Below are 24,077 nucleotides of genomic sequence, written 5' to 3' on the forward strand. Positions count from 1 at the left end.
CGTTCAGCGCTCGCGTCGGTGCGCGCGCCGTGCCGCGACGTAGACGACGGACCCCGCGGCCGTCAGCAGCAGCGCGACGGCGAGAGCCGACGCGTACAGCGCGTCGTCCGCTCCGGTGGAGGCCAGCGTTCCCGCACCGTCCGACGACGTCCCGGAACCGGCGGCGTCGTCGTCTTCGGTCGCGCCCCCGCCGACCGCGCCGCCGTCGCCGTCTGCAGCGCCGCCGTCGGTCGCCTCTGCCGGGGAGACGACCAGCGTGAACTCCGCTGCCGGGCTGTCGGACGTCGTCAGATCGCGAACGGCGAAGGTGTACCGACCCGCGGTGGTGGGCGTCCCGTGGATGCGGCCGGACTCCGCATCGATCATCAGGCCGCCGAGATCGGCGGTCTCACCGTCGACACCGATCGCGGCGCCCGCGGGCGGCGCACCGGCGACCAGCGAGATCCCGTCGGGATAGCCGACACCGACCTGAGCGACCGGCAGCGGGCGCACGTCGAACGCGGTGGGTGCGATCGCGGCCACGATCGTCACCTCATGCGGTGAGGCGAACGGATCGGCCGTGTCGAGCACCGCGAACACGGAGGTTCCGGGCACGACGGGCGCACCGGTGAGCGTCGCGGAGGCCGCATCGAACTCCACACCGGGCGGGAGCGTGCCCGACACGATCTGGAGCACCTCGTCCTCGCGGTTGTGGATGTCGAGGACCTGGCCCAGCGCCTCATCGACGGCCACGTCGAAGCGGTCGGCGGCCAGCTCTGGGACCGACTCGTCCGACACCGTGATGACGAAGGTCGCGCTCGCCGGGTCCCCCACCGTATCGGTGAGCACGACGGTGTACTCGCCGGGAACCGTGGGGGTGCCGGCCAGGCGTCCGTCGGGTGAGATGTCCATTCCCGGCGGGACGTCGCCGTCGACGGTCAGCGCCATGCCGTCGCCGTCGGCGAGCGACCCGACGAGGTCGGCATCGGCGACGAGGGAACGCTCCGCCTCGGCGCCGGCGGGAAGCCAGACCGACTCGCCCGCGAACGTCGGGACGACGTCGACCGGGGCCGACGCGAGCGAGGTTTCGGCGATCGTCCGCGACGCGGACGCCGTGGCCGGTGCGCTGAGCTTGACCGTCCGCGGGGCGACGACGGGTTGGGCCTCGAGGCGGTGCATGTCGCCGACCTCGGCCACACTCACTCCCAGGAAGGTGTGACTGGGCAGGAACGACTCCTCCTGGAGGGTGAAGCTTCTGCGCGTGGCGTTGGGTATCGGATGCTGCTCGCCGGCCGCATCGACGTAGTACCACTGGTACGCGAACACCGGGTCGGTGGAGGCGCCGTCCGCGGTGGCCTCAGGGATCTCCCACTGACCGGGGCAGGCGACGTAGGTCCGTCCGACGATGGCCGCGTCGAGTTCGGGGGTCCCTGCGGCGTCGCACTGCTCGATCGACATCGCGATCTCCGGGTCTGATGTGCTCGTGGCGGCAGGTCCGGCCAGGCAGGTCTTCTTCGTGCTGCTGATCACGACGGTCGACTGCTGCGCCGGCTGACCGTCGACGCGCACCGGGATGCTCGACTGCGTCGCGGTTTCCCACCCCGACTGGCCGGGCGTCACGCCGAGGCGCCACCTCGCGTCCAGTGTGTACACCGACTCACTCCAGGTGACCATGAGGTGGTGGAAAGGCGGCACGGTGACGGTCTTGTCGACCGAACTCTGCGCGCCGTTGCTCTGCGCTTCGACCGTGGTGCCGGTGTAGCTGAACGAACCCTTGATCGCGACATTGACGAAAGCGTCCTTGCCCCCGATGGTCGTCTCGACTTCGCCCCCGACGGAGGCGGAGTAGCTGTGCGTCTCCTGCACCGTCGAGGAGATCTGGCTCGTCGCGCGGTGGGTGACCGGCTGAGCGCTGTTGTTGAAGAAGAGGACGTTGCTGCCGTCGCCGATCGCCTCTCCGCACCCGGCCAGGCGCGTGTCGATCGAGCCGGAGGTGGTCACGGTCGGGTCCGTCGGCAGAAGCCACGATTCGGTCCCCTCCGGGCGGACGCGGCAGTTTCCATCGCCCGCGCAATTGGACGCCCCCGCTCGTGCGGCGTACGCGAGCAGGTACGACCAATGCCGGTACGCGCCATTGGCGTACCTCTCATCGTTCTTGATGCTGAAGCGCTGGCTGTACGTGCCGGCATACATCACGTAGCTCTCCCCATCGGCGGCGCTGGCCCTCACGAACGGCTCTCCGCAGGTGACGAATCCGCGCTTGGCGGGTTTGTGTGTCGTTGAAGGGTACGTGGTGTGCAGATTCCCCGATCCGTGGAGGCCGTTGCGGTCGCTGAAGTAGCACCGCCCGGTAGAAGCGCTGACGATCCAGAACGCGCCGGCGGCGGTGTCGACCGGGCTCTCCGTGACCGGCTGGATGGAGAACCGCTGCCACGTGCTCTCCGAGCAGGTCTGACTGATGCTGTCCTCGATCTCCCAGTTGACCGCCTCGGAGAACAACTCTTTATGAGGCCTCGCCATCCAGTCCTCGGTGAGGCACAACCCGTCGTCGAACTGGATCTGCACGAAGCCCGTCGACGGCTCGCCCGGGTGCGGGCGCACGGAGATCGTGTTGCGGTCGTCGGCCGTATTCGCGTCGGATTTCACGAGCATGTTCAGCCCGGGTCCCTCGGCCGCGGTGGCGGGCTGGGGCGGGGTGACGGCCGTCATGGTGGCGGCCAGCACCCCCGCGGCCAGCGCGGCGGCCGTGAGCCGGCGCCAGGGGGATGTTCGAACGCGTGCGGGCATGGCAGGGAACCTCTCGGAGCAGGGAACGTCTCCAGTGTCCGGAGGGGGGATCCGGCAGACCATAGACCCAGGTCCCCTACCGAACCACGCCGTGCCGCGCCGGCGCGAACGACTACCGTGGCTTCATGGCCAAGAGACCGACTCCCGCGGGCCGCAGCCCACGCCCGGGGCGTCCGTCTGCGCACCGCAAGACCCAGGGCGCCAAGCCGCGCACGCCGAAGGCGCAGGACTCGATGCGGCCGTCACCTCCCCCACCGCGGGCGGCCGCGCCCGCTCCCCCGCCGGGACCGTTCCTCCTCGGCGGGATCACCGGTGCGACGCCCGGGAAGTGGATCGACGCGTGGCGGATGCGCATGCCCGACAACCCGCTGGAGTGGCACCCGCTGGAGGTCGCCGCCCAGCGGGAGGCCCTCGTCTCGGGCGAGGTGGATGCGGCGCTGGTGCGGCTTCCGATCGACAAGACCGACCTGCACGTGATCCCGCTGTACGACGAGGTCCCCGTGGTGGCGACCTCCGCCGAGTCCCACCTGACGGCCGCGGACGCCCTCACCGCCGCCGACCTCACCGGCGAGGTGCTGATCGTGCCCGCCGACGACGTCCTCGGGCTCCGCACCGAGATGTTCCCGGGAGTCGACCGGCCGGTGTTCGCGGCCCCCGCCACCACCGAAGAGGCGATCGCAACCGTGGCGGCAGGTGTCGGCTTCGTCATCGTGCCGATGTCGCTCGCCCGGCTGCACCACCGCAAAGACGTGGCGTACCGCCCCCTCGAATCGGGGCCGACCTCCACGGTCGCCCTGGCCTGGCCCGTCGACCGCACCACTGCGCTGATCGACACCTTCGTCGGCATCGTCCGCGGTCGAACGGCCAACTCCTCCCGCAGCTGACCCCGGGAGCGGAACAGGGGATGCCGCCACACGTGCGAACGGCATCCCCCGGAAGCGGCGTGAATCCCCGCGAGCCCCGAATTGGCGGGGAACTCCTCGTGCCCCCAGCGGTCGGCGCCCCCCGGAGCCGACCGAACACGACCACTTCGCAGATCTAGAGCACCCTGAGTGATCGCTGATACATCGCCACCAAGATTCTCTTGCCGCGTATCACCCGCACCGGCCGGACGCTCAGAACCCGGCCCCGTGGGCTTGGAACGGTGAGACCACGCCCAGACGGTCCGAAGCCACCGCGAGTGCCTCTGCCGGCGCGAGCCCGGCGGCCAGCTCGACGTGCATCGAACCCAGTAGTTCGCACGCGACGTCGTCGGCGACGATCGCGGGTGCGGCGATGACGGATGCGGATCCGGCGTGCAACCACACACGCGCCATGCCGACAGCCTCCTCCCCCCATCGCACCGCCGAGCGACCGACCTCGCATGCCGAGAGCACGACGGTGCTCGGAACCCGGGGGATCAGATCGATGTCGTACCCGAAAAGGGCGCCATCGGACAGTTCAAGACCGGAGAACATCGGGTTGTCGACCGCGTGACGACCGTGCGCGGCGATGTGGAGGACATCGACGGCGCCGGCGAGCTCAGTGACCCGCGACACGGTCGCCGCCTCCTCCTCCACGACGGGCGCCCGTTTCCACGCCGAGGCGCCCAGACGGGCTTCTTCGCCGCCACGCGCGACGCGTGGACCGACCGCGAAGCCCGCACGGGACGCCTCCGTCGACGCGGAGGAGTCCCGGCGGTGGAACCATTGGGATGCCGACGCGGCGAGGGTGAACACCCGCCCCCGCATGCCGGGGAGCATCGACCACGGGATGCCGTTGAGCAGGCCCGGCGCGGTGACCACCAACCGCCGAGCGGAGGTGCGTCGGAGCGGCTCGTCCAGGAGCGCGACGGAGAGCGCCGCGAGGCGGGCGTCGAGGGAGCGACGGACCACGGCGGCCATCGAGCCGGTACGTACCGACGCGGCCACATCGAGGTCGGCACGCAGCCCCTTCTGCAGGTCCCGGATCACCGGGTCGCCGCCGAGTTCGACGACCTCGGCACCTGACCCGTCGACCACCAACGCCACGATCTCCGCGCCGGTGTAGACGTACGCGACCAAGGCTGTCTCGTCGTCGAGGGCGTCACGGAACACCGCCAGGCCTACGCGTTCATCGATGCGGGAGGTGCCGACCGAGGTCCACTGGTGCTCGCGTGCCCGGTCACGCAAGTGCGCGGCGCGCGGGCTCGACAGCCAATCACCGGCGGGGTCCTCGGCCCGCAACATCCGCAGTTCCGCAAGGGTCTCGGCCATCTCGGGGTCCGGCGGCGGGCGCAGCGGCACGACCTGCTGGCTCAGGTGGCGCGCCCGCTCGGACCACTCGAACACGATCTCGGGCCGACGGGTCGCCACCGCCGAACGCAGGCCGGTGAACACCAGGTCGGTCCCGTACATCGCGACGGATGTCTGCAGGTCGATGCTGCCGAAGGTGCTCTGCCAGGCCGCGAGGCGGTCCAGGCCGGTGGCCGCGTGGCGGCGTGCCTCGGCGGCGCGTCCCCGGGCGGCGGCGCGGGCGGCCTTCAACTCGTCGCCGAGGACCCGGACCTCCATCGGAGCCGACGCGGGCACGCGCGGCGCCGGCGCAGCGGCGTCTCCTTCCTGCACCGCCGCGAGTGCCGCGGCGATCCGCAGCGCGGCCGCCTCGCTACGGAAGCCGTGCGAGACCAGCTCCACCGCCACACGCTCGGCCGCTTCGCCGGACACCGGTCGTCGCGTGGCCCTGCGCCCGGCGCGATCGGTTCCGAACCGCGCGCGCAGACGAACCGCCTCGGCACGGGAGGCCCAAGCGTCGTTGCCGAGTGCACGGAAGCGCCGTGCGGCGTCGCCGGCGACGCGGGCGGATTCGACCGGATCGTGAGCGAGGAGCGATCGTGCCAAATGGAATTCCGCCTCGGCACGCGATTGCGGCATCCGGTTCGACCCGAAGATCGCGGCCGCCTGGCGGAAGAGCTCCTCGGCCTCGGTGGTCAACCCCGCATCCCGGAACACCTCGGCGCGGTCCATCGCACCGATCGCCTCGGCGACGGGCGAATTCGCGGCCTCGGCCCGCGCCGCGTTCATGTCGCGCAGGGCGCGGACGAGGTCTCCCTCCAGCAGCGCCGTGTAGCCGAGATTGTGGCGGGCCTGCGCGGCATCGGTGGTCAACCCGTTCTCGGTGAACACCGCCACGGCCGCATCGAGGTCTTCGGCGGCCGCGGCCAGCCGTCTCTGCTGCATGCGCACGAGGCTGCGATTCATCCGGATGCGCGAAGCCGCGACGGCGTCACCGGCAAGCCGCTCGATGGCGAGCCCGAGCCAGCGCTCCCCTTCCTCGAGGCGTCCGCCGTAGTTTGCGAGCCCGCCCAGCTGGCCGAGGAGGATCGCCTCGGTGTGGGCGCTCAGCCCGGGCTCGGCGAGCGTGTCGTGCAGCAGTTTCTCCGCCGCCTCGGGTCGCCCCGTTCGCTGCAGGGCGATCGCGCGGGTGCCGCAGATGCGGGCGAGGAGGTCCCGGTCGTCGGTGAGGCGGGCCGCGCGGTCGAGCGTGCGTTGCGCCGTCGCGTAGCGACCGTCGATGCATTGCGCGACGGCCTGCTCGTGCAGCCGCGTCGCATCCATCCCCACGCCCTCATCATCTCGCACGGCTCTTTCCGTATGGCACAGATCCTGGTGCAGCGAGGGGCGTGTATCTGAGAAACCTTGTCCACTATTATGTGTCCGCAAGCTCCGCCCGCTGCAACCGCCCCCAGGGAGAATTCCATGCCGCTGATCGATTCGCTCCGATATCGACGATCGGAACCTCGACGGGGCCGCCGAGGACTGCTCGTCGTCGCCGCGACCCTGGCGCTGAGCCTCGCGATCGCCGGCGGCTCATCTCTCGCGGCCACCACTCCGGCGGTCGCCGCCGACGGCGACCCGGTCGGCCAGACGCTGTGGCTGCGCAACGGGCTCGGACAAGACGCCTACAACGTGTCGATCACCGAGGCCGACCCCGCGGCAGACGACGGCACCGTCCTCATTCGCCGGGGCAACGGAAGCTGCCTCAGTGCACGCTGGGACTTCCGCACCCCGGATGGCTACATCCGAGACCACATCGATCAGCCCTGCAACACCGCCGACGTGACCCAGCGCTTCTTTCTCGTCCCCTTCGAGGAGACGCCGCGGCCCGATGCGGCGACACCTTCACCGGTGTTCGACCACAACGCGTTCTACATCGTCTCCGAATACAACGGGCGGTGCTTCTACTCGGACGCAAACGGGCTTCACGGCCACGGCAACTACGAGGCCCTGGACCCCACGTATGGCCTGCACAACCATCCGGCCCGGGGATTCAACGAGTGCGGGACGGACTACTACCACCGACAAGACACGACCGGAAACGAGATCACGGCGGGCGTCAACGTCCATACCGGCGCACAGTTCTGGGTGATCATCAACGACCGGAAGGATTCGGCCACCGGTAACTGGACGGAATTCGAACACGTGCTCCATTTGGCCTCGAGCGCCGCCACTCACCGCTGCGCTGAGAACACATTGCGTTGCGCGGTGCGCAATGACGCCACCGACGGTTGGCTCCCCCCCAATGACTCCGCCGTGCGCGCCAGCGGAAGCGTCGAGATTCGCGCGGCGGGTTGCGGAGCTCCGGTCGACAGCGACAGCGTCACCCGCCGGCACAACGACGGGGAGAAGGACGAGACGATCACCAAGTCGTCGACGATAACCATCAGCAACAGCTCGACGGTGTCGGACAAGACGACCGTCGGCGGGAAGATCTCGATCGCCGGCGGAACCGGAAAGGACGCGCCTGCGGCCTTCAACGTCGGCGGTGAGTTCTCGATCTCCCACGAGGGCGCCATCGCGACCACCCGAACGACCGCGACGGCGACATCGTAGAGTGTCACATACACCGTGCCGCCACAGCGGTACTTCATGCTGACGTGGACGCAGACGGTCTACGTCATCGACGCGGAGTGGTCCCTCGGACGGGAGTTCACCCACCTGTTCGGCGGGTCGGGGTGGGAGCTTCCCATCACCTCGGTCATGCCCCTGTCGATCGACGGCGCGTCACCCTTGATCCCGTCGAATGTCATCACGAAGACACAGAAGGAGTGCGCCGCCGGTCCCGCTTCGACCGTCGCGACCGCTCCGACGATCTCCGCATCTGCATCGTGCGGCGCCGGGCTCCCGGAGCCCGCGGTCGGAGCTGTGGTGCACGCATGCCCGGGCACGTGGAGCATCCCTGCTCCGGCCGGCCAAGGTACCGACGATCCGGTGTACGAGTATCAGTGGTACTACGAGGACAGCGACGGGGTGCAGCGGGACGCGACGCCGTGGAGCACGGCGAATGCCACGTTCACGCTGAAGGAGTCATCGTTCATCACGCTGCACCACTCCCTCGGTGTCCGTGTGCGTGAACTCGGCGACCCGTACCGCCTCGAGTCGGCGCCCGCGGAGAGTTCGAACGAACTGGCGCTGCACGCCGGCACAGTCGGCGACTCCGACCCCGACGGCGGTTCGAGCGACGCCGGATCACCGACGGATGAACCGGACCGCGACGCCGACGAGGTCGCGAGCGGAGCGGAGACCACATCACCGACCCATCACGCCGAGGTGGATGCGCTGCCCGCCACGGGACTCGATGTGGGCCCCACGGGCAGGACCCTCGTCCTCGGATCGACTCTGCTCCTCATGGGCGCGATTCTGGTGTCCGTTCGAAGCCGCCCGCACCGCGGCGGCGTGCGCCGGCGCTGAGGTTCGCCGGTGCGGGGACAACGCCGGCGTCCCCGCACCGGCGCGGGATCAGGCGGGAGCGCGGCGGTGGCCGTCCCACTCGCGCAGCGCCCGTGAGCCGGCCTTCTCGAGCGCTTCGACACGCGCCGCGACGGACTCGTCCGCGGTGCCGTCGATCAAGCCGTCGGCGATCCGCTCGGCCAGGAGTCCCGCAATGAAGGGCGCCGCGAAGGAGGTTCCGCTCCACATGACGAAGCCGCCGGTGAAATCGTCGGGGTCGATCGTCTCGCGACGCAGCCCGAAGCGGTCGTTGCGCGTGCCGGCCTGCGTACCGCCGTTCAACGGTGGCGCGGAGCTGACCACGGACGCACCGGGGGCGTAGACGCGGACCCAGCGGCCGACGTTACTGAAGAGGGCGAGACTCTTGCCGTTCGGGTTCAGCGCTCCCACCGACAGGTGCGGGGCGGCGTCGGCCGGATCGTCGACGACGAACTCCGCATCGGGCCACCGCCACAGCGCCGCCGGGAAGGCGGGCCGACTGGTGGCGTCGTTGCCGGCGGAGCACACCACGGCGCAGCCGTGCCGGCGGGCCGCCACGAGATAGCGCACGAGGGTCTGGTCGAACTGCCCGTCCTCCGGGGTCTCGTGATAGTAGCTCAGCGACAGGTTCAGCACGTCGATGGGGCGCCCGCCAGGCAAGCCTCGCGCGTCGCGGATCACCAGTTCGGCGACCGCACGAACGGCAGCGAGGAACTCACCCTCGAGAAGGGTGCCCTGACTGTCGGCGACTCGGATCGAGATGAGGTCGGCGTCCGGGCAGATCTGACGCACCACTCCGGCGACGAAGGTGCCGTGCCCGGCGGCGGCGTCGAGGAAGCCGTCGTAGGGCCCGGAGATGTCGCCTATCGCTTCCGGATCGGTGGCGGGATCGGTGATGCCGATCGGCTCGCCGTTCACATGCGGATCACGGTCGACGATCGACGGCGGAAGCCACGCGTGTTTCCCGCACCCGGTGTCCATGAAGGCCACCACGGGCCGCCGCCCCACGACGGTCTCATCATCGCGTCGAGGCGGATCCCCGATGTAACTCACGACCTCGCGTCCGCCGGAACCGGGATACGCGTAAGCGCCGGGCCCGGGGGCGTTGGTCGAGCCGTACGGGTTCGTCGAACCGTACGGGTTGGTCGACCCGTAGGGATTCGTGGAACCGTACGGGTTCGTCGAGCCATACGGGTTGGTCGAGCCGTACGGGTTGGTCGACCCGTAGGGATTGGTGGAACCGTACGGGTTCGTCGAGCCATACGGGTCGACGCTGATCACGTGGTCCAATGCCACGCCGCGCAGGTCCTTGCCGAAGATCGCGCGGGCACGCTGCAACAGACGCCACGCATCGATCGGCGGCACCGGCTGATCGTCACGACCCGGCTTCGGGTCCGGGAAGATGATGCCGAGCAGCACCAGGGGCAGACCCAACTCCTCCTCCGCGACCCGCGCGCGCTCTTCCGCCTCGGCGTCGCTCAGGCGATCGCCGCGGATGGTCTCCACGCGCACGCCCCACCCGAAGTAAGCGCCGGCTTCTCGCAGGATCTCGAGGATCTCCGAGAGCCGCGCCCCCTCGGTGAGGAGGACGTGATCGGCGGCGTAGGTCGTGGGGTACGGGTCCACGCCCTCGACCTGTTCGATCCCGGGGTCCAGCGGCACCCCGCGGGGCCGCCCGGCTTCGATCCGATCCCGCCAACCCGGCTCGTCGACGTTGTCGACCATGCGTCCCCCTGATCTTTCCCGCCTCACGCGACGGTCTCACTCGTGCGGATGCGGGCGCATCCGCGCCCGGTCAGGCCTCGAACTGAGGCGTCTCGAACTCCTTCATCTCCCCGTCGGTGCCCCGCACGGCCATCCGCAGTCGGGTCATGCCCGGCGGGACCTCCTCGAAGGCGAACCGTCCGTGGTCGGCCGGCTCGGCCGCCCAATCCCGGTCGCCCTGCACGAGCCGGATGGCGAGCGTCTCGGCGTCGACCCACCCGTCGATGCGACGCTTGCCACTCTCGGTCACGCTCACGTGCAGGAGCACGCTCGTGTCACCGCGACTGAATTGCAGGGTTGCGGTCTCGGCCGGCGTCGTCCTCACGGCGCCGGTGATCGCCCCCTCGACGAGGGTCAGCAGCGCGTACTCGCGCGACAGGTCGGCGACAGCGACCGCGGCGACCATGCGGTCGATCATGTCGGCGGGCATCGGATCGACGTCGTCCCAGGTCGCGCGCAGCCGCGCGAACAGCGCCGCGTCGGCGGCGAAGTCTTCAGTGTCCATGTGCGTCCTTCTCTCCTCCGGCGCCTTCGAGAAGGGTGCGGAGCTTGCCCAGGCAGCGCCGACGCGTCGGTCCGATCGATCCGACCGGCATCGCCATGTCGGCGGCGATGCGCGCATAGTCGGGGCGGTCGTCGAACGCGACGATGCGCAGCAGCCGCTGGCAGCGTTCATCGAGCTTTCCCACGGCCAGCCACAGGCGACGCGACTCGTCGTCGGTCGCCGCGGTCTGCTCCGCGGATTCGTGGACGGGCAGGTGGGGTTCGAGGTTCTCCGCCTCGGTCGCCTCCGCACGACGCTGCTGCTTGCCCACCCGCCACGCCTCGCGGCGCGCGGTGGTGGTCAGCCAGCCGGACACGGCTTTCGGATCGGCGATCGAGGAGTGACGTTGGACGAGGGTGAGCCACGTGGTCTGCACCACATCCTGTGCGAGGGCCGCATCCAGCCCGTAGGCGCGCACCACGTGCCACAGCACCGGTGTCATCACCGCCACCAACTCATCCATCGCCCGACGGTCGCCGTCACGCCACCGGCGGAAGCAAGCAGCTGCTCTCTCCCACCGCGGCTGATCGACGGACTCGACGGAGGCCCCAGACCCCGTATGCGTCATGAAGCCCATTCTGTCCACAACTCGACAGAGCGCGAAAGGGCGCACGGTGATACATGGGAGAATCGAGAAATGTCCGACGCGCGAATTCTGTACGTCTGCGCGCGCCCACAGCGTGTGGCCGCCGACGCTGAATTCGCGTCGTTCCGGCGCGCGATGGGGCTCTCCGAGCTCGACGAACTCGACCTGGTGCGCACCCCGCTCGATCCGGGGAGGATCCGCGGCTACACGGGGGTCGTCGTCGGAGGCAGCCCGTTCAACGTGACCGATCCGGAGGCCACCAAGACCGACGTGCAGCGACGCGTGGAGGCCGATCTCGAGCGCCTCGCCTCCGCCTGCGCCGGCGGAGGCCCGGTGGGCTTGTTCACGTGCTACAGCATCGGAGTGGTCACCCGCATGCTCGGTGGCACGGTCAGCCGCGCCTATCCGGAGGACACCGGCCCGGCCGAGGTGCAGATGACCGATGCGGGCCTCGCCGACCCGCTGTTCGCCGGGCTCCCCGACACCTTCACCGCGCTCACCGCGCACAAGGAGGGCACCGAGGCCCTGCCGCCCGGGGCCGTGCAGCTCGCCACGAACGCGCCCTGCCCCGTGCAGGCGTATCGCGTGGGTGAGCGTGTCTACACGACGCAGTTCCACCCCGAGCCGACACCGGCCGACTTCACCGCGCGCATGGTGGTCTATCGCAACGACGGCTACTTCGACGCGGGCGACTTCGACGCCGTCGCCGACAGGGTTCTGACCGCGACGGTCGATGCACCCCTCACGATGCTCCGGAACTTCGCCTCGCGCGTCGCCGTCTGACGGTGATGGGGGAGCCCCGCGGCGGTTTCCTCGACGCCGCGTCCGAGATGACCGGTCCCGCTCGCGTCAGCGCTCCGGCGACACGATGACCGCGGACTCGGCGGGAACGGCCACCGTATCCGCCGTCTCACTCACCGCCGCAGATGTCGCCATCACCACGATCTCCTCCGGCGCCACCGAGACCTGCAGGACCTCGTCGGTCAGATTCACGAGGATCCGCAGGGCCCCCCGACGCAGCTCCCAGGCTCGGTGTCCGGGATCGCCGTCGCGCACCAGTTCGGCGCCGAGTGTCGCGAGGTCGGGGTCGGTGAGGTCTGGGTGCTCTCGCCGCAGCCGAGCCAAGCGCCGATACAGCGCGAGCAGGCGCGCGTGGTCACCGTCGCCGGCTTCCTCCCAGGCCAGGCGCGACCGGTGGAAGGTTCGCGGATCCTGGGGGTCCAGGACCGACTCGGGGTCCCATCCCATTCGGGCGAACTCCTCGATCCGGCCCTTCGCGGTGGCTTCGCCGAGCTCGGGTTCGGGGTGCGAGGTGAAGAAGGCCCACGGGGTGGATGCCCCCCATTCCTCTCCCATGAACAGCATCGGGGTACCCGGCGCGGTGAGGGTGAGGACGGCGGCGACCGCCAGCCGCGCGGGCGACAACGAGTCGCTCAGCCGGTCGCCGGCAGCGCGGTTTCCGATCTGGTCGTGATCCTGGGCGAAGGTCACCAGACGCCAGGCCGGCACCTCGGCGGGGATCGGATGCCCGTGGTCGCGACCACGGAACGATGAGTACGTGCCGTCGTGGAAGAACCCGCGGGTCCAGACCTTCGTCAGCGCGTCCGGGGCGGCGAAGTCCTCGTAATAGCCCACGGTCTCCCCCGTGAGGGCGACGTGCACCGCGTGGTGCCAGTCATCGCTCCACTGGGCGTGCAGGCCGTAGCCGCCCGCTTCGCGCGGGAGGATCAGCGTCGGGTCGTTCATGTCCGACTCGGCGATGAGGGTCAACGGGACCCCCCGGTGGGCGGACAGGGCATCGGTCGCCTCGGCGAGCTCGCGCAGGATGTGGACGGGCTGGGCATCTTTGAGGGCGTGCACCGCATCCAACCGCAGACCGTCGACACCGTAGTCGCGCATCCACATCAGCGCGTTTTCGACGATGAACGCCCGCACCGCAGCCTGGTCGAGGTCGACGCTCGACCCCCACGTGTTGCGTTCGGCGTCACGCAGGTAGGGGCCGTACTCGGGGAGGTAGTTTCCGCTGGGGCCCAGGTGGTTGTAGACGACGTCCTGGATGACGGCGAGCCCGGCCGCGTGAGCGGCTTCGACGAAGCGGCGGTATGCCGCGGGCCCGCCGTAGGCCTCGTGCACCGTGTACCAGAGCACCCCGTCGTATCCCCAGTTCCACACCCCGTTGAAACCGTTCACGGGCAGAAGCTCGATGTGGGACACGCCGAGCTCGACCAGGTGCGTCAGTCGATCCGCAGCGGCGTCGAGGGTGCCTTCGGGGGTGAAGCTGCCCACGTGCATCTCGTAGACGATGCCGCCCGCCAGCTGGCGCCCCGTCCACGCGGGTGTCACCGGCACGGCAGTGGCGAGCGTCGCCGGGTCGACGTGCGCCGACAGTCCGTGGACGCCGTCGGGCTGACGTCGCGAGCGCGGATCGGGCCTGGCGTCCTCGGAGTCGCCGAGCACGAACCCGTAGCGGTCGCCGTGGGCGAGGTCGACGTCGCACCGCCACCACCCGTCGGCATCGACGGTCATCTCCACGTCGTCCGCGCCCGGTCGACGCAACCGCATCCGTTCGGCCCTGGGGCCCCACACCTCGACGCTCATGCCCCGCTCCTTCCGCGCGTGCGCGCGAACTCACACATCGGTCGCCTCGGCCGCCTCGGTCGCCAACAGCGCCACCGGATACGTCGCGAGCACGTCGGCGAGCGGGCGGACACCGCCGGGGACGCGTCGGCCGGTGACCACGTCGACGAACGTCCCCTCCGGCAGCATCACCGCCGTGTCACCCCAGCCGCCTCGTGCCGCGAGGCCGATCGGGAGGCGCGTGGCCAACGCGATCACCCCGCCGCGGTCGAACGCGACCGCGTGGTCCGCCGCGTCGCCGACGAGGGTCACCGGCGTGTACCGCGTGTACAGCTCGGGCCGATCGCGGCGCAATCGCAGCGCACGCGAGGTCACCAGGAGTTTCGCCGCCCCGCTCTCATCGATCGGGGGACGCGTCGCGTCGGGCGCATCCAGCTCGGCGAGCATCCGCTCCCGCGCGCCGAAGTCCACCGGTCGCCGGTTGTCGGGGTCGACGAGTGAGGTCTCCCACAGCTCCGAACCTTGATACACGTCGGGCACGCCGGGGCCGGCGAGCTGCAGGAGTTTGGCCGAAAGGGAATTCGACCATCCTGCGTCGCGGATCTCCTCGACGAACCGCGAGACGATCGGTTCAGCGGAGCCGAACGCGGCATCGACGAGGTCATGCATGCGCTGCTCGAACACCTCGTCCGGCTGCCACCATCCGGTCTGCTCGGCTGCCTCGCGTGCCGCCTTCTCGGCGTAGGCGTGCAGACGCTCCGGCGAGGCCGGCCACGACCCGACGATCGCCTGCCACAGCAGATTGTCGAAGGGGCCGTTGCCGGTCGAGGCGACCTCGCGGAGCGCATCCAGGGTCTGCCCCCACCGCCCCGGCAGCTCCGCCAGCACATCCAGGCGGGCGCGCACGTCCTCGCCGCGCTTGGTGTCGTGCGTCGACAAGGTGGTCATCGCGTGCGGCCAGGAGGCCTGCCTGCGCTGCCATGCCGCGTGGAACCCGGGCACCGACAGGGAGAACACCGACGGGTCCCCGCCGACCTCGGTCAGCGAGCCGAGGCGCGTGTAGCGGTAGAAGGCGGTGTCCTCCACCCCCTTGGCCATGACCGGTCCGGTGGTCTGCTCGAAGCGCCGCGCGACCTCGAGGGAGCCGTCCGAGAGCACCGGCGCGAGCGCGGCGACCGCGTCGGCGAGATCGGGCCTGCGGCGCAGGGCCTCGTCGACGGCGTGGTGGAGGTCGTCGATGCCGGCCGGCAGGTACGACCGGTAGGTCGGAAAGCATGCGAGCAGCTCGGCGAGGGCGTCGTCGGCGTCGGCGATCGGTTCGGGCAGGCAGCGCACGAGCCGCCGGATCTCCGAAACCTGGATGGTGTCGGCGATCATGCGTTTGGTGTCGTGGATCATGTCCGTCCACACCGGCACCGTGCCGCGCAGGACACCGTCGAGGGCGGTGAGCGGCTGTTCACCGTTCGGATCGATCAGCACCCGTTCGATCTCGGCGAGCGCGTCGTACCCCGTCGTCCCTGCCGTCGCCCACCAGGCCGGGAGCGTCTCCGGCGGCTCGGCGGCGGCTTCGTGGGCACTGCGCTCGAGGATCTTCTCGACCAACACGTACGCACCCTCGGTGGCCTGGGCGAGCCTCGCGAGGTAGCCCCCGGGGTCGGCTAGCCCGTCCGGGTGGTCGACCCGAAGACCGTCGACGAGGCCTTCCCGCAGCCAGCGCAGCACCTCGGCATGAGCGGCGTCGAAGACCTCGGGCCGCTCGACGCGGACCGCCGCCAGGGTCGTCACCGCGAAGAAGCGCCGATAGTTCAGCTCTGCGGCCTCGTCCTGCCAGAAGCGCAGCTCCCAGTTCTGCCGATCGAGGACAGCGCGCACACCGTCCGCCGACGTCAGATCGTCCGTGTCGTGCACGGACCCGGGGGCCAGCGGGAGGATGTGGTCGAAGTACCGCGCGAGCCCTGTCGCGGATTCGGGCGTGGGCGTCGGGTCGACACGGATGTCCCCGATCGCCTCGGCCGGCGGCGCACCGAGCACGGGCACACGGACCTTGCCGTCACCGAAGGCCCAGTCGATGTCGAACGCCTCGGCGTGCACCGAGGCGCGACCGTGCGTGAGGACATCCCACCACCACGGGTTCTCCTGGGGCTTCGAGATGCCCATGTGGTTCGGCACGATGTCGGCGAGGATCCCGAGGCCGGCCTCGCGCGCCGCCTCGGAGAAACGCTCGAGCGCCTCCGGGCCGCCGCGGGCGGCATCCACCCGCGTGGGATCGGTCACGTCGTAGCCGTGGTCGCTGCCGCGGGTCGACTGCAGCAGCGGCGACAGGTACGCGGCGTCCGCGCCGAGGTCGGCGAGGTACCCGGTGATCGCGGCCGCCGCGTCGAGGTCGAAGCCGGCACGGATCTGCAGTCGATAGGTCGACACGGGATGCGCGGGCATGGCGTCCTCTTCCGGTTCTCTCGGAGCCTCAGTCGGCGCCGTCGGCCTCGTCCACCGACGCTGCCGCCGAGGGCGGTGGGGTGATCACGGGCATCTCCGCCGTGCGTGCGTGCACGAGCATGCTCAGCGACGCCGCCACCGAGTGGTCCACCTCGGGATCGGGCAGGTCGTGTTCGCGCAATACGACGAGCGCCTTCGCCTGCAGGGGGATGCGAGACCCCGGCGAGACGGGGCCGGTGTTCGCCCAGTCGCCCGCGGTGTCGACCATGACATCCCACTCGGGACCGTACCGGGGCGCGGGGATCTTGAAGTCGACCGGTTCGTCACCGGCGTTGAAGAGCACGATGAAGTGGCGGTCGGTGATCTCCTCGCCCCACTTGTCGCGCTCGCGGATGCCCCGGCCGTTGAGGAAGATCCCGACGGTGCGACCGAACCCGGAATCCCAGTCCTCCGGCTGCATGAGGGTGCCATCCGGCCGCAGCCACACCACATCCGGGATGGGCCGCCCCTCCTCCATCTTCACGGGGCGGCCGTCGAAGAACCGGGTCCGGCGGAACGTGGGGTGGTCCTTCCGTAGGCGCGCGAGCGCCGCCGTGAACTCGATCAGCGGCTGGTCCACCGACTCCCAGTCGATCCAGGTGAGCTCGTTGTCCTGCGCGTAGCCGTTGTTGTTCCCGAACTGCGTGCGCCCCAGTTCGTCGCCGTGCGAGAGCATCGGCACACCCTGGCTCAGCATCATCGTGGCGATGAAATTCCGCTGCTGCTGGGCACGGACGGTGAGGATCTCGGGGTCGTCGGTGGGCCCCTCCACGCCGTGGTTGTAGGACCGGTTGTGTGATTCGCCGTCGCGGTTGTCTTCGCCGTTGGCCTCGTTGTGCTTGTCGTTGTACGACACGAGGTCGCGCAGGGTGAAACCGTCGTGGGCGGTGACGAAGTTGATCGAGGCGACCGGTGCGCGACCGGAGCGCTCGTACAGATCGCTCGACCCGGTCAGGCGCGACGCGAACTCCCCGAGCGCCTGCGGCTCACCGCGCCAGAAGTCGCGCACGGTGTCGCGGTACTTCCCGTTCCACTCCGTCCACTGGGGCGGGAAGTTGCCGACCTGGTATCCGCCGGGACCGACGTCCCACGGCTCGGCGATCAGCTTGACCTGGGAGACCACCGGATCCTGTTGCACCATCTCGAAGAAGGTCGACAGGCGATCGACGTCATAGAACTCGCGCGCCAGGGTCGAGGCGAGGTCGAAGCGGAACCCGTCGACGTGCATCTCCAGGACCCAGTAGCGCAGCGAGTCCATGATCAGCTGCAGCGAGTGGGGATGGCCGACGTTCATGCTGTTGCCGGTGCCGGTGTAGTCGGTGTAGTAGCGCTTGTCGTTCTGCTCGAGCCGGTAGTACGCCTCGTTGTCGATGCCGCGCATCGACAGGGTCGGACCCAGGTGGTTGCCCTCGGCGGTGTGGTTGTAGACCACATCCAGGATCACCTCGATGCCCGCCTCGTGCAGCGAGCGGACCATCGCTTTGAATTCCTGCACCTGCTGACCGTTGACCCCGGTCGCGGCGTAGGAGTGGTGCGGGGCGAAGAACCCGATGGTGTTGTAGCCCCAGTAGTTCGACAGCCCCTTCTCCTGAAGGGTGGAGTCGTTGACGAACTGATGCACCGGCATGAGTTCGATCGCGGTGACGCTGAGCTTCTGCAGATGGTCGATGACGGCCGGATGGGCCACACCGGCATAGGTGCCGCGCATCTCTTCGGGCACCGACGGATGCAGTTGCGTGAGGCCCTTCACATGGGCCTCGTAGATGAAGGTCTCGTGCAGCGGAGTCTTCGGCGGCCGGTCACCCTGCCAGTCGAAGAAGGGGTTGATGACGACCCCCTTCATCATGTCGTCCGCCGAATCGTCGTCGTTGCGCGAATCGGGGTCGCCGAACGTGTAGCTGAAGACCGACTGCCCCCAGTGCACACGGCCGTCGACGGCCTTGGCGTACGGGTCGAGCAAGAGCTTGTTCGCGTTGTAGCGCTGACCGTTGGCCGGGTCGTATGCGCCGTGCACGCGGTAGCCGTAGCGTTGCCCGGGCTGGACGTTGGGAAGGTATCCGTGCCACACGAACGCGTCGACGTCGATCAGCTCGACGCGCGTCTCGGCGCCGTCCTCGTCGAACAGACACAGTTCGACCTTCTCGGCCCCTTCGCTGAACAACGCGAAGTTCGTGCCGTTCCCATCGAATGTCGCACCCAATGGATACGCGGATCCGGGCCATACCTGCACGTGAACCCCCTCGAGTCCGGGAGTTCAACCATAGAGGATGCGGGAGCGCTCACGTGGCCCTCCCCCAGAGCGGCCCGCGTCGCTATCATGCCCCGCGCGGTGGATCCGCGAGCAGCACGATCCGCTCATCGAGGTAGCGTGCCAACGGCGCGAACCCGGCACCGGGACTCCACCGCACACTCGGCACGCCCTCGACCACCGCGACCGGACCGGAGGTCCCGCCGGCTTCGACGGCGGCGACATCGAGCATCCGCCACCCGAGGTGCACCGGAACACCCTCGCGGAATCCGCCCCGGAACACGGCTGCCTGCAGGGCGGCGCGCTCCCGCTGCGATTCCGCGGCGAACCCGCGCCGGGCCTCTTCCCGCGACCGGACGATCTCACCGGTGGCCGCGACGAAGTCCTCGCCGATGAGGAGCACACCCAGATGCCACGCCTCGCCCCGCGCCACGACGCGCGGAGCCCGTCGCAGACCCCACAGTCGCCGCGGCTCGACCAGCTCACCCATCGCCTCACGGGGCAGCCCCGCGAGGCGATCGCGGGCGTCGTCGAAGAGCCGGGCGATCGTGGTCACGCCATGTCGTCCATGGTCGGAGCCACACGCGCGGCGCGCTCGCCCCGCAACCGCATCGCGATGAGCGGGAACAGCAACACCGAGAGCATCCCCCCACCCACCAGAAGCGCCGCCTGCACCGTGGTCAGGATGTCCTCGTCGAGACCGATGGAGGTGACGGCGACGATGATCGGCAGCCCGGTGGCACCCATGAAGGCCATCGCGAGACGCTCCCGTCCGCTCGCGCCCACCGGCGAGGCGAGCATCGAGGGGAGTCCGCGGATCACGAACAGCGCGACGAGGACGATCGGGAGGCCGAGGAACAGGATCGGGTCGGCCAGCAGCGCCTGCAGGTCGAAAGTGACACCGGTGTAGATGAAGAAGATGGGCACGAGGAAGCCGAACGCGACCGCCTCGACCTTGCTCTCGACCGCTTCCCGATCGGCCTCGTCCGCATCGCGCATGATCAGGCGCCACACGATCCCGGCGGTGAACGCGCCCAACAGGAAGTCGAGCTCGAGCAGAACGCTCACCGCGACCAGACCGCCCAGGATCAACAGGATCACCCGGATCGCGAACTGCCCCGAGGTGTGCAGGGTCGCGCTCACCGCCTTGTGCATCGCCCCGTGGGGGATGCGGAAGGCCAGCCAGATGGCCAGACCCGAGATGAGCATGAACAGCAACAGCACAAGCGTCGACAGGCCGATGTCCCGGCTGCCGAGGAACAGGGAGATCGCGATCAACGGGCCGAACTCGCCGAGCGCGCCGACGGCGCCGACGGCTTGGCCGAACGGGGTCTTCAGCTCTCCCGCATCGCGCAGGACCGGCAGCAGGGTCCCGAGCGCGGTCGACGACAGCGCGATTCCGATGACGACCGCCGCCTCCCACGGGGTGAGGATCACCACCGACAGCACTCCCGCTCCGAGGCTCAACAGCCATCCGAGGCTCGCCCGCCGACCGAGTCGGCCACGGAAGGCTCCGAATTCGATCTCGGTACCCGCGACGAAGAAGAGGGTCGCGAGGCCGAAGTCGGCCATCAGCTCGATGAAGGCCGAGTCCCCCACCCAGCCGAGCACCGCCGGGCCGATGAGGATGCCGAGCACCAGTTCGAACACGACCACCGGCACGCGCACCCACCGGCCCATTCCCCGCGCGAGCAACGGAGCCAGCACCGCCAGGAGCGGGATGATCACCAGAGTCTGCGGCTGAAGGTCGTTCACCGCCTCAGGCTACCGAGTCGGAGGGGTCACTCCCGCCCGCCCCCGCACCGGGATCGCCCCCGAGCACGGGGTCAGGCGTCGAGCACCGGAGCATCTCGGATCTCCGGCGGCCGCGCCCACGTCGGGGGGACGGTTCCCTCCGCCACGGCGGTGTGCGCCGGAACATCGTCTCCGGCGCCGTCCGGTATGGGCCGTGCACCACCCATCGCCCCCGAGCCCCGGATCTCCCGGTGCAGACGTTCCATGCGGGTGTCGAGCTCGGCGGCGCTGTCGGCGGCGTCCTTCAGGTCGTCCAGCAGCTCCGCGGGCACCTGCCGGTCGTACTTGTAGTAGATCTTGTGTTCCAGGCTGGCCCAGAAGTCCATGGCGATCGTGCGGAACTGCACCTCCACGGGGACCTCGATGCGACCGGTCGACAAGAAGACCGGCACCTGGAGGATCGCATGCAGGCTCTTGTAGCCGTTCGGTTTCGGCGCGGCGATGTAGTCCTTGACCTGCAGCACCTCGATGTCGTCCTGAGCGGCCAGGAGGTCGAACAGACGGTACGCGTCGGTGACGAAGCTGCACGTGATGCGCACGCCCGCGATGTCGGTGATCTGGTCGCGCACCGTCGCGAAATCCGCCGGGATCCCCCGCCGTCTCACCTTCTCGACCAGGCTGTCGGGCGACTTCACGCGGCTGGAGACGTGCTCGATCGGGTTGTAATCGTGCCGCTGCAGGAACTCGTCGCGGAGGATCGAGATCTTCGTCTCGATCTCCTGCATCCCGAACCGGTACTCCATGAGGAACTGTTGGAACTCGTCCCGCGCCGTGCGCAGTTCGGACGGGCTGAGCATCACGGGCAGATCGTCGGATTCGGCCGCTTCGGGTCGTGGCGTCGCCATGACCCCCACCGTACGGTCGATCACTACGAGAGTTCTGTGAGGGACCGACGGGCGTCCTCTGCCCGGGCCGCGGCCGCGCGGGCGGTCGAGGCGGCAGCTCCCAACCGGTCCTCGAGCTCGGTGAGCGTGGCGGCGGCGGCGGCTTCGTCGGCCTCGAGACGCGCGATGTCGCGGCGGAGGTCGTCCAGCCGCTCGCGCACGTGGTCGAGCTTGTGCCGTGCGCGGTCGCGCCGTTCGGCGAGCTTCGCCTCGTCGCGAGCGGCGTCGTTCGCGGCGCGGTCGGCCTCGCGCGCCGCTTTCTCCGCGGCTCGTCTCGCACGACGCTGAGCCAGGTCGTCCCGCGGCGGATCGACCTCGACGCCCGGGAGGGAACCGCCGACGACATCGGCCAGCCCGGCAGCGTCCACCGTGCCGAATCCCGTGGCTTCGAGGGGCCGCACCATCCGTGCGGTGCGGACCGCCGCCGCGGCTGCGGCATCCAGGACGGCAGCGTTGAGGGTCTTGTGCACGTCGTCGCGGGCGGCGGCGCTGACGGTCACCCCCGCAGCTTCGGCGAGGGAGACGGCCTGCGCGGTGAGCGCCGCGACAAGCTGTCGACGCTGCCCGCTCAAGCGGGCCAGTTCGGCGGCGTCGAGGTCGTCCTGCGCCTCCCGCAATGCCGCGGCCAGATCGAGCGCTTCACCGAGATCACCCTCCCGGGCGAGGAGGTCGACGGTCCAGGCGGAGACCGTCGGCTTGCGCAGCGCCTTGATGCGGGAGCCGACATCCCCTCCCACCGCGGCGGCCCGCGCATTGCGCGCCGCGGTGAAGGCGGTGGGCGGAAGTGCGTACAGCTCCGCCGCGACCTCGTCGACCTCGTCCTGCGACACGGCCCCATTCTGCCCGCCCGGTCGATCCCTCGCCCGAACCCCGCCCTCGCCGCCCGCTCCCCCTGCGCGAACACCGCAGGAAGCCCAGGCCGCTCGGAGTCTCAGCTGGTGCCGTCACGCGCGATGACGCGTCGATCTCCTGTGTCGTTCGCGCATGGGGACGCAACGAACACCTCCAGCGGCGGGCTCAATCGGCGAAGATCTTTCCCACCGACTCGCGCTTCTCGGCCTGGAACGCGTCCTCGGCGCGGCCGTGGGCCCAGTACGCCGACACCGACATCTCCCGGCGGCCGATCCCCCACTTCTCCTGGAAGATCGCGCCGAGGCGCTTCATGGCCGCCCTCTCGCCGTGCGCGAAGATGTCGAGGTCGCCGTCGGGGCGGTCGAGCGCGTCGACCGCGGCGACCATGAGGGTGCCCGGGTGCGCAGTGCCGTCCGGCCCCACGCGGTGCAGCCACCGCACCTCGATGCCGGGCGGGGCCTCGAGCGGAAGCTGCGACGCCTCGTCGTCGACCTCGACGACCACGACGCCTCGGGCGTCCTCCCGCAGCGCGGCGACGGCACGCGCGATCGCGGGGAGCGCGGAGTCGTCGCCGACGATCACGTGGGTCACATCACCGTCGGCCGGGGCGTACCCGCCGCCCGGGAGCGAGAGCGCGATCCGGTCACCGGGTCGCGCCGACGCGGCCCACGGCCCGGCCAACCCGTCGTCTCCGTGCACGACGAAGTCGATGGCGATCGTGCGGGCGGACTCGTCGACGTCGCGGATCGTGTAGGTGCGCCGCGAGGGCACATCCTCCCGGGGAAGCTGCGCGCGGAGAGCCTCGAGATCGTACGGCGGTTCGAGGCCGAGGCCGGGCTTGGCCAGCAGGAGCTTGGTGTACGTGTCGGTGCACGCGAGCTTGTCCGGATCGGCGCCGGCCGAGAAATCGTCGAAGCCGTCACCACCCAGGTACACACGGACCAAGTGCGGGGTGAGGCTCTCACGACGCACCACCTCGAGGACGACCTGCCTGCCTCGCGGACGAGCGACGGGCGCCGCCGACGGTGGCGACGCGACCTCGGACGATCGCGGGGCAGAGGATCCTGGAGCGCCGGACGAAAGCGCGGACGCGGGGGAACTCATCCGCTCGAGACTACGCCCGAAACAGCACCATAGGATTGGGAAAGCCCTCTCCCCGCGACGGCCGACCAGGAGGCACCCATGAAGGCGCTCATCGCCAGCGGCACGGGTCACTACGCCGATCCGTGGCACCCGTTCCCCGAGACCACCCCCGAACTGAGGGCGATCCTGACCGACGCAGGCTTCGTGGTCGACGTCGACGAAGACGTCGACCACGCCATGGCCCGGCTCGACGGCTTCGATCTTCTCGTGGTGAACGCCGGTGACCCGTGGCGCGGCGAGGACGCCGTGCCGGCTCCGCGCTTGTCCGTCGACGGCCTTTCCCGGGCGCTGGATCGAGGTATGGGCGTCCTCGCACTGCACTGCGCCGTCGCGAGCATGCGGGACTATCCCGACTGGGCCGCCGCGATCGGCGGCATGTGGGTTCCGCAGCTGTCGTGGCACCCGCCCGCCGGCGAGATCGACGTCCGTGTGCATCCGTTCCCGGACGGCGACGCGCTCTCGGACTTCACGGTGTTCGACGAGCAGTACGCGCGCCTGCAGGCCATCGGCCGGCGGGAGGTCGTGGCGGAGTTCACCGTCGACGGAGAGCGGATGCCGGCGGCGTGGGTCCGCACGTACGGCGCGAGCCGGATCGCCGTCGACGTCCTCGGCCACGACGCCCGATCGTATGCCTCCGCCGGACACCGGAATCTTGTGAAGCGGCTCGCCCGGTGGGCGACCGCAGCCTGATGGCGGTGCCGGCGGAGTCGGCCGGTCC

Annotated in this window: 18 protein-coding genes; 5 read left to right on the forward strand and 13 right to left on the reverse strand. The window is 70.0% G+C overall.

The annotated features are described in order from the left end of the window. Positions 1 to 3: 3 nt before the first annotated feature. Positions 4 to 2,766, reverse strand: a complete 2,763-nt coding sequence (locus ABD204_RS02080) for a putative Ig domain-containing protein (RefSeq protein WP_194423053.1) — start codon at positions 2,764 to 2,766, stop codon at positions 4 to 6. 125 nt (positions 2,767 to 2,891) lie between these two features. Here ABD204_RS02080 and ABD204_RS02085 point away from each other — a divergent pair, with 125 nt between their 5' ends. After that, positions 2,892 to 3,650, forward strand: a complete 759-nt coding sequence (locus ABD204_RS02085; RefSeq protein WP_241747754.1) for a LysR substrate-binding domain-containing protein — start codon at positions 2,892 to 2,894, stop codon at positions 3,648 to 3,650. Between the two features lie 231 nt (positions 3,651 to 3,881). Here the strand turns inward: ABD204_RS02085 and ABD204_RS02090 are convergent, their stop codons facing one another. Further along, positions 3,882 to 6,365: a CHAT domain-containing protein gene (locus tag ABD204_RS02090; RefSeq protein WP_322597476.1), complete on the reverse strand. Its 2,484-nt coding sequence runs from the start codon at positions 6,363 to 6,365 to the stop codon at positions 3,882 to 3,884. Positions 6,366 to 6,482: 117 nt separating this feature from the next. Here ABD204_RS02090 and ABD204_RS02095 point away from each other — a divergent pair, with 117 nt between their 5' ends. Together ABD204_RS02095 and ABD204_RS02100 are read left to right on the forward strand one after the other, a co-directional pair. Then, a complete protein-coding gene (locus ABD204_RS02095; protein ID WP_194423054.1) occupies positions 6,483 to 7,616 on the forward strand; it encodes a hypothetical protein in 1,134 nt (377 codons plus the stop codon). Between the two features lie 36 nt (positions 7,617 to 7,652). Then, complete coding sequence (locus tag ABD204_RS02100; RefSeq protein WP_194423055.1) at positions 7,653 to 8,474, forward strand: hypothetical protein; 822 nt, start codon at positions 7,653 to 7,655, stop codon at positions 8,472 to 8,474. Positions 8,475 to 8,522: 48 nt separating this feature from the next. Here ABD204_RS02100 and ABD204_RS02105 read toward each other — a convergent pair whose 3' ends face one another. The 3 genes from ABD204_RS02105 to ABD204_RS02115 form a co-directional block, all read right to left on the reverse strand. After that, complete coding sequence (locus ABD204_RS02105; protein ID WP_194423056.1) at positions 8,523 to 10,217, reverse strand: S8/S53 family peptidase; 1,695 nt, start codon at positions 10,215 to 10,217, stop codon at positions 8,523 to 8,525. Between the two features lie 70 nt (positions 10,218 to 10,287). Further along, positions 10,288 to 10,761 carry a hypothetical protein gene (locus ABD204_RS02110; protein ID WP_194423057.1) on the reverse strand — a complete coding sequence of 158 codons (474 nt, stop codon included), beginning with the start codon at positions 10,759 to 10,761 and terminating at the stop codon, positions 10,288 to 10,290. Then, positions 10,751 to 11,263, reverse strand: coding sequence for an RNA polymerase sigma factor (locus ABD204_RS02115; RefSeq protein WP_241747755.1), 513 nt, complete (start codon positions 11,261 to 11,263; stop codon positions 10,751 to 10,753). Before ABD204_RS02115 ends, ABD204_RS02110 begins: the two co-directional genes overlap by 11 nt. Positions 11,264 to 11,437: 174 nt before the next feature. Between ABD204_RS02115 and ABD204_RS02120 the strand changes: the two genes are divergently transcribed. Next, positions 11,438 to 12,169 carry a glutamine amidotransferase-related protein gene (locus ABD204_RS02120; RefSeq protein WP_194423059.1) on the forward strand — a complete coding sequence of 244 codons (732 nt, stop codon included), beginning with the start codon at positions 11,438 to 11,440 and terminating at the stop codon, positions 12,167 to 12,169. Between the two features lie 66 nt (positions 12,170 to 12,235). On the opposite strand, the gene treZ is transcribed toward ABD204_RS02120, so the two are convergent. The 8 genes from treZ to ABD204_RS02160 all read right to left on the reverse strand — a co-directional run bounded on the left by treZ (position 12,236) and on the right by ABD204_RS02160 (position 23,188). Further along, positions 12,236 to 13,984, reverse strand: coding sequence for a malto-oligosyltrehalose trehalohydrolase (gene treZ / locus ABD204_RS02125; RefSeq protein WP_194423060.1), 1,749 nt, complete (start codon positions 13,982 to 13,984; stop codon positions 12,236 to 12,238). Positions 13,985 to 14,014: 30 nt separating this feature from the next. Beyond that, a complete protein-coding gene (gene treY, locus ABD204_RS02130; protein WP_194423061.1) occupies positions 14,015 to 16,399 on the reverse strand; it encodes a malto-oligosyltrehalose synthase in 2,385 nt (794 codons plus the stop codon). 28 nt (positions 16,400 to 16,427) lie between these two features. Further along, positions 16,428 to 18,668: a glycogen debranching protein GlgX gene (gene glgX, locus ABD204_RS02135; protein ID WP_194423062.1), complete on the reverse strand. Its 2,241-nt coding sequence runs from the start codon at positions 18,666 to 18,668 to the stop codon at positions 16,428 to 16,430. An 85-nt stretch (positions 18,669 to 18,753) separates the two neighbouring features. Further along, positions 18,754 to 19,242 (reverse strand): glutaminase, encoded by a 489-nt coding sequence (locus tag ABD204_RS02140; protein ID WP_194423063.1) that lies wholly within the window; start codon positions 19,240 to 19,242, stop codon positions 18,754 to 18,756. After that, on the reverse strand, positions 19,239 to 20,441 hold the full coding sequence (locus ABD204_RS02145; RefSeq protein WP_194423064.1) for a cation:proton antiporter: 1,203 nt from the start codon (positions 20,439 to 20,441) through the stop codon (positions 19,239 to 19,241). Before ABD204_RS02145 ends, ABD204_RS02140 begins: the two co-directional genes overlap by 4 nt. Before the next feature lie 71 nt (positions 20,442 to 20,512). Beyond that, positions 20,513 to 21,325: a GTP pyrophosphokinase gene (locus ABD204_RS02150; protein ID WP_194423065.1), complete on the reverse strand. Its 813-nt coding sequence runs from the start codon at positions 21,323 to 21,325 to the stop codon at positions 20,513 to 20,515. A 23-nt stretch (positions 21,326 to 21,348) separates the two neighbouring features. Further along, the gene (locus ABD204_RS02155; RefSeq protein WP_194423066.1) at positions 21,349 to 22,194 is read right to left on the reverse strand and encodes a transposase; all 846 of its coding nucleotides are present in this window, start codon (positions 22,192 to 22,194) and stop codon (positions 21,349 to 21,351) included. A gap of 187 nt (positions 22,195 to 22,381) precedes the next feature. Next, a complete protein-coding gene (locus tag ABD204_RS02160; protein WP_344098301.1) occupies positions 22,382 to 23,188 on the reverse strand; it encodes a siderophore-interacting protein in 807 nt (268 codons plus the stop codon). A gap of 210 nt (positions 23,189 to 23,398) precedes the next feature. On the opposite strand from ABD204_RS02160, the gene ABD204_RS02165 reads away from it, so the two are divergent. Beyond that, positions 23,399 to 24,049 (forward strand): ThuA domain-containing protein, encoded by a 651-nt coding sequence (locus ABD204_RS02165; protein WP_194423068.1) that lies wholly within the window; start codon positions 23,399 to 23,401, stop codon positions 24,047 to 24,049. Positions 24,050 to 24,077: the final 28 nt, after the last annotated feature.

Source organism: Microbacterium aquimaris, assembly GCF_039531285.1.
Classification (GTDB): Bacteria; Actinomycetota; Actinomycetes; order Actinomycetales; family Microbacteriaceae; genus Microbacterium; species Microbacterium aquimaris.

Bases quoted from the DNA above. Each gene is read 5' to 3' on its own strand.
- ABD204_RS02080 (WP_194423053.1), bottom strand. From the start codon at position 2,766: ATGCCCGCACGCGTTCGAACATCCCCCTGGCGCCGGCTCACGGCCGCC.
- ABD204_RS02085 (WP_241747754.1), top strand. From the start codon at position 2,892: ATGGCCAAGAGACCGACTCCCGCGGGCCGCAGCCCACGCCCGGGGCGT.
- ABD204_RS02095 (WP_194423054.1), top strand. From the start codon at position 6,483: ATGCCGCTGATCGATTCGCTCCGATATCGACGATCGGAACCTCGACGG.
- ABD204_RS02100 (WP_194423055.1), top strand. From the start codon at position 7,653: ATGCTGACGTGGACGCAGACGGTCTACGTCATCGACGCGGAGTGGTCC.
- ABD204_RS02105 (WP_194423056.1), bottom strand. From the start codon at position 10,217: ATGGTCGACAACGTCGACGAGCCGGGTTGGCGGGATCGGATCGAAGCC.
- ABD204_RS02110 (WP_194423057.1), bottom strand. From the start codon at position 10,761: ATGGACACTGAAGACTTCGCCGCCGACGCGGCGCTGTTCGCGCGGCTG.
- ABD204_RS02115 (WP_241747755.1), bottom strand. From the start codon at position 11,263: ATGGATGAGTTGGTGGCGGTGATGACACCGGTGCTGTGGCACGTGGTG.
- ABD204_RS02120 (WP_194423059.1), top strand. From the start codon at position 11,438: ATGTCCGACGCGCGAATTCTGTACGTCTGCGCGCGCCCACAGCGTGTG.
- treZ (WP_194423060.1), bottom strand. From the start codon at position 13,984: ATGAGCGTCGAGGTGTGGGGCCCCAGGGCCGAACGGATGCGGTTGCGT.
- treY (WP_194423061.1), bottom strand. From the start codon at position 16,399: ATGCCCGCGCATCCCGTGTCGACCTATCGACTGCAGATCCGTGCCGGC.
- ABD204_RS02150 (WP_194423065.1), bottom strand. From the start codon at position 21,325: ATGGCGACGCCACGACCCGAAGCGGCCGAATCCGACGATCTGCCCGTG.
- ABD204_RS02165 (WP_194423068.1), top strand. From the start codon at position 23,399: ATGAAGGCGCTCATCGCCAGCGGCACGGGTCACTACGCCGATCCGTGG.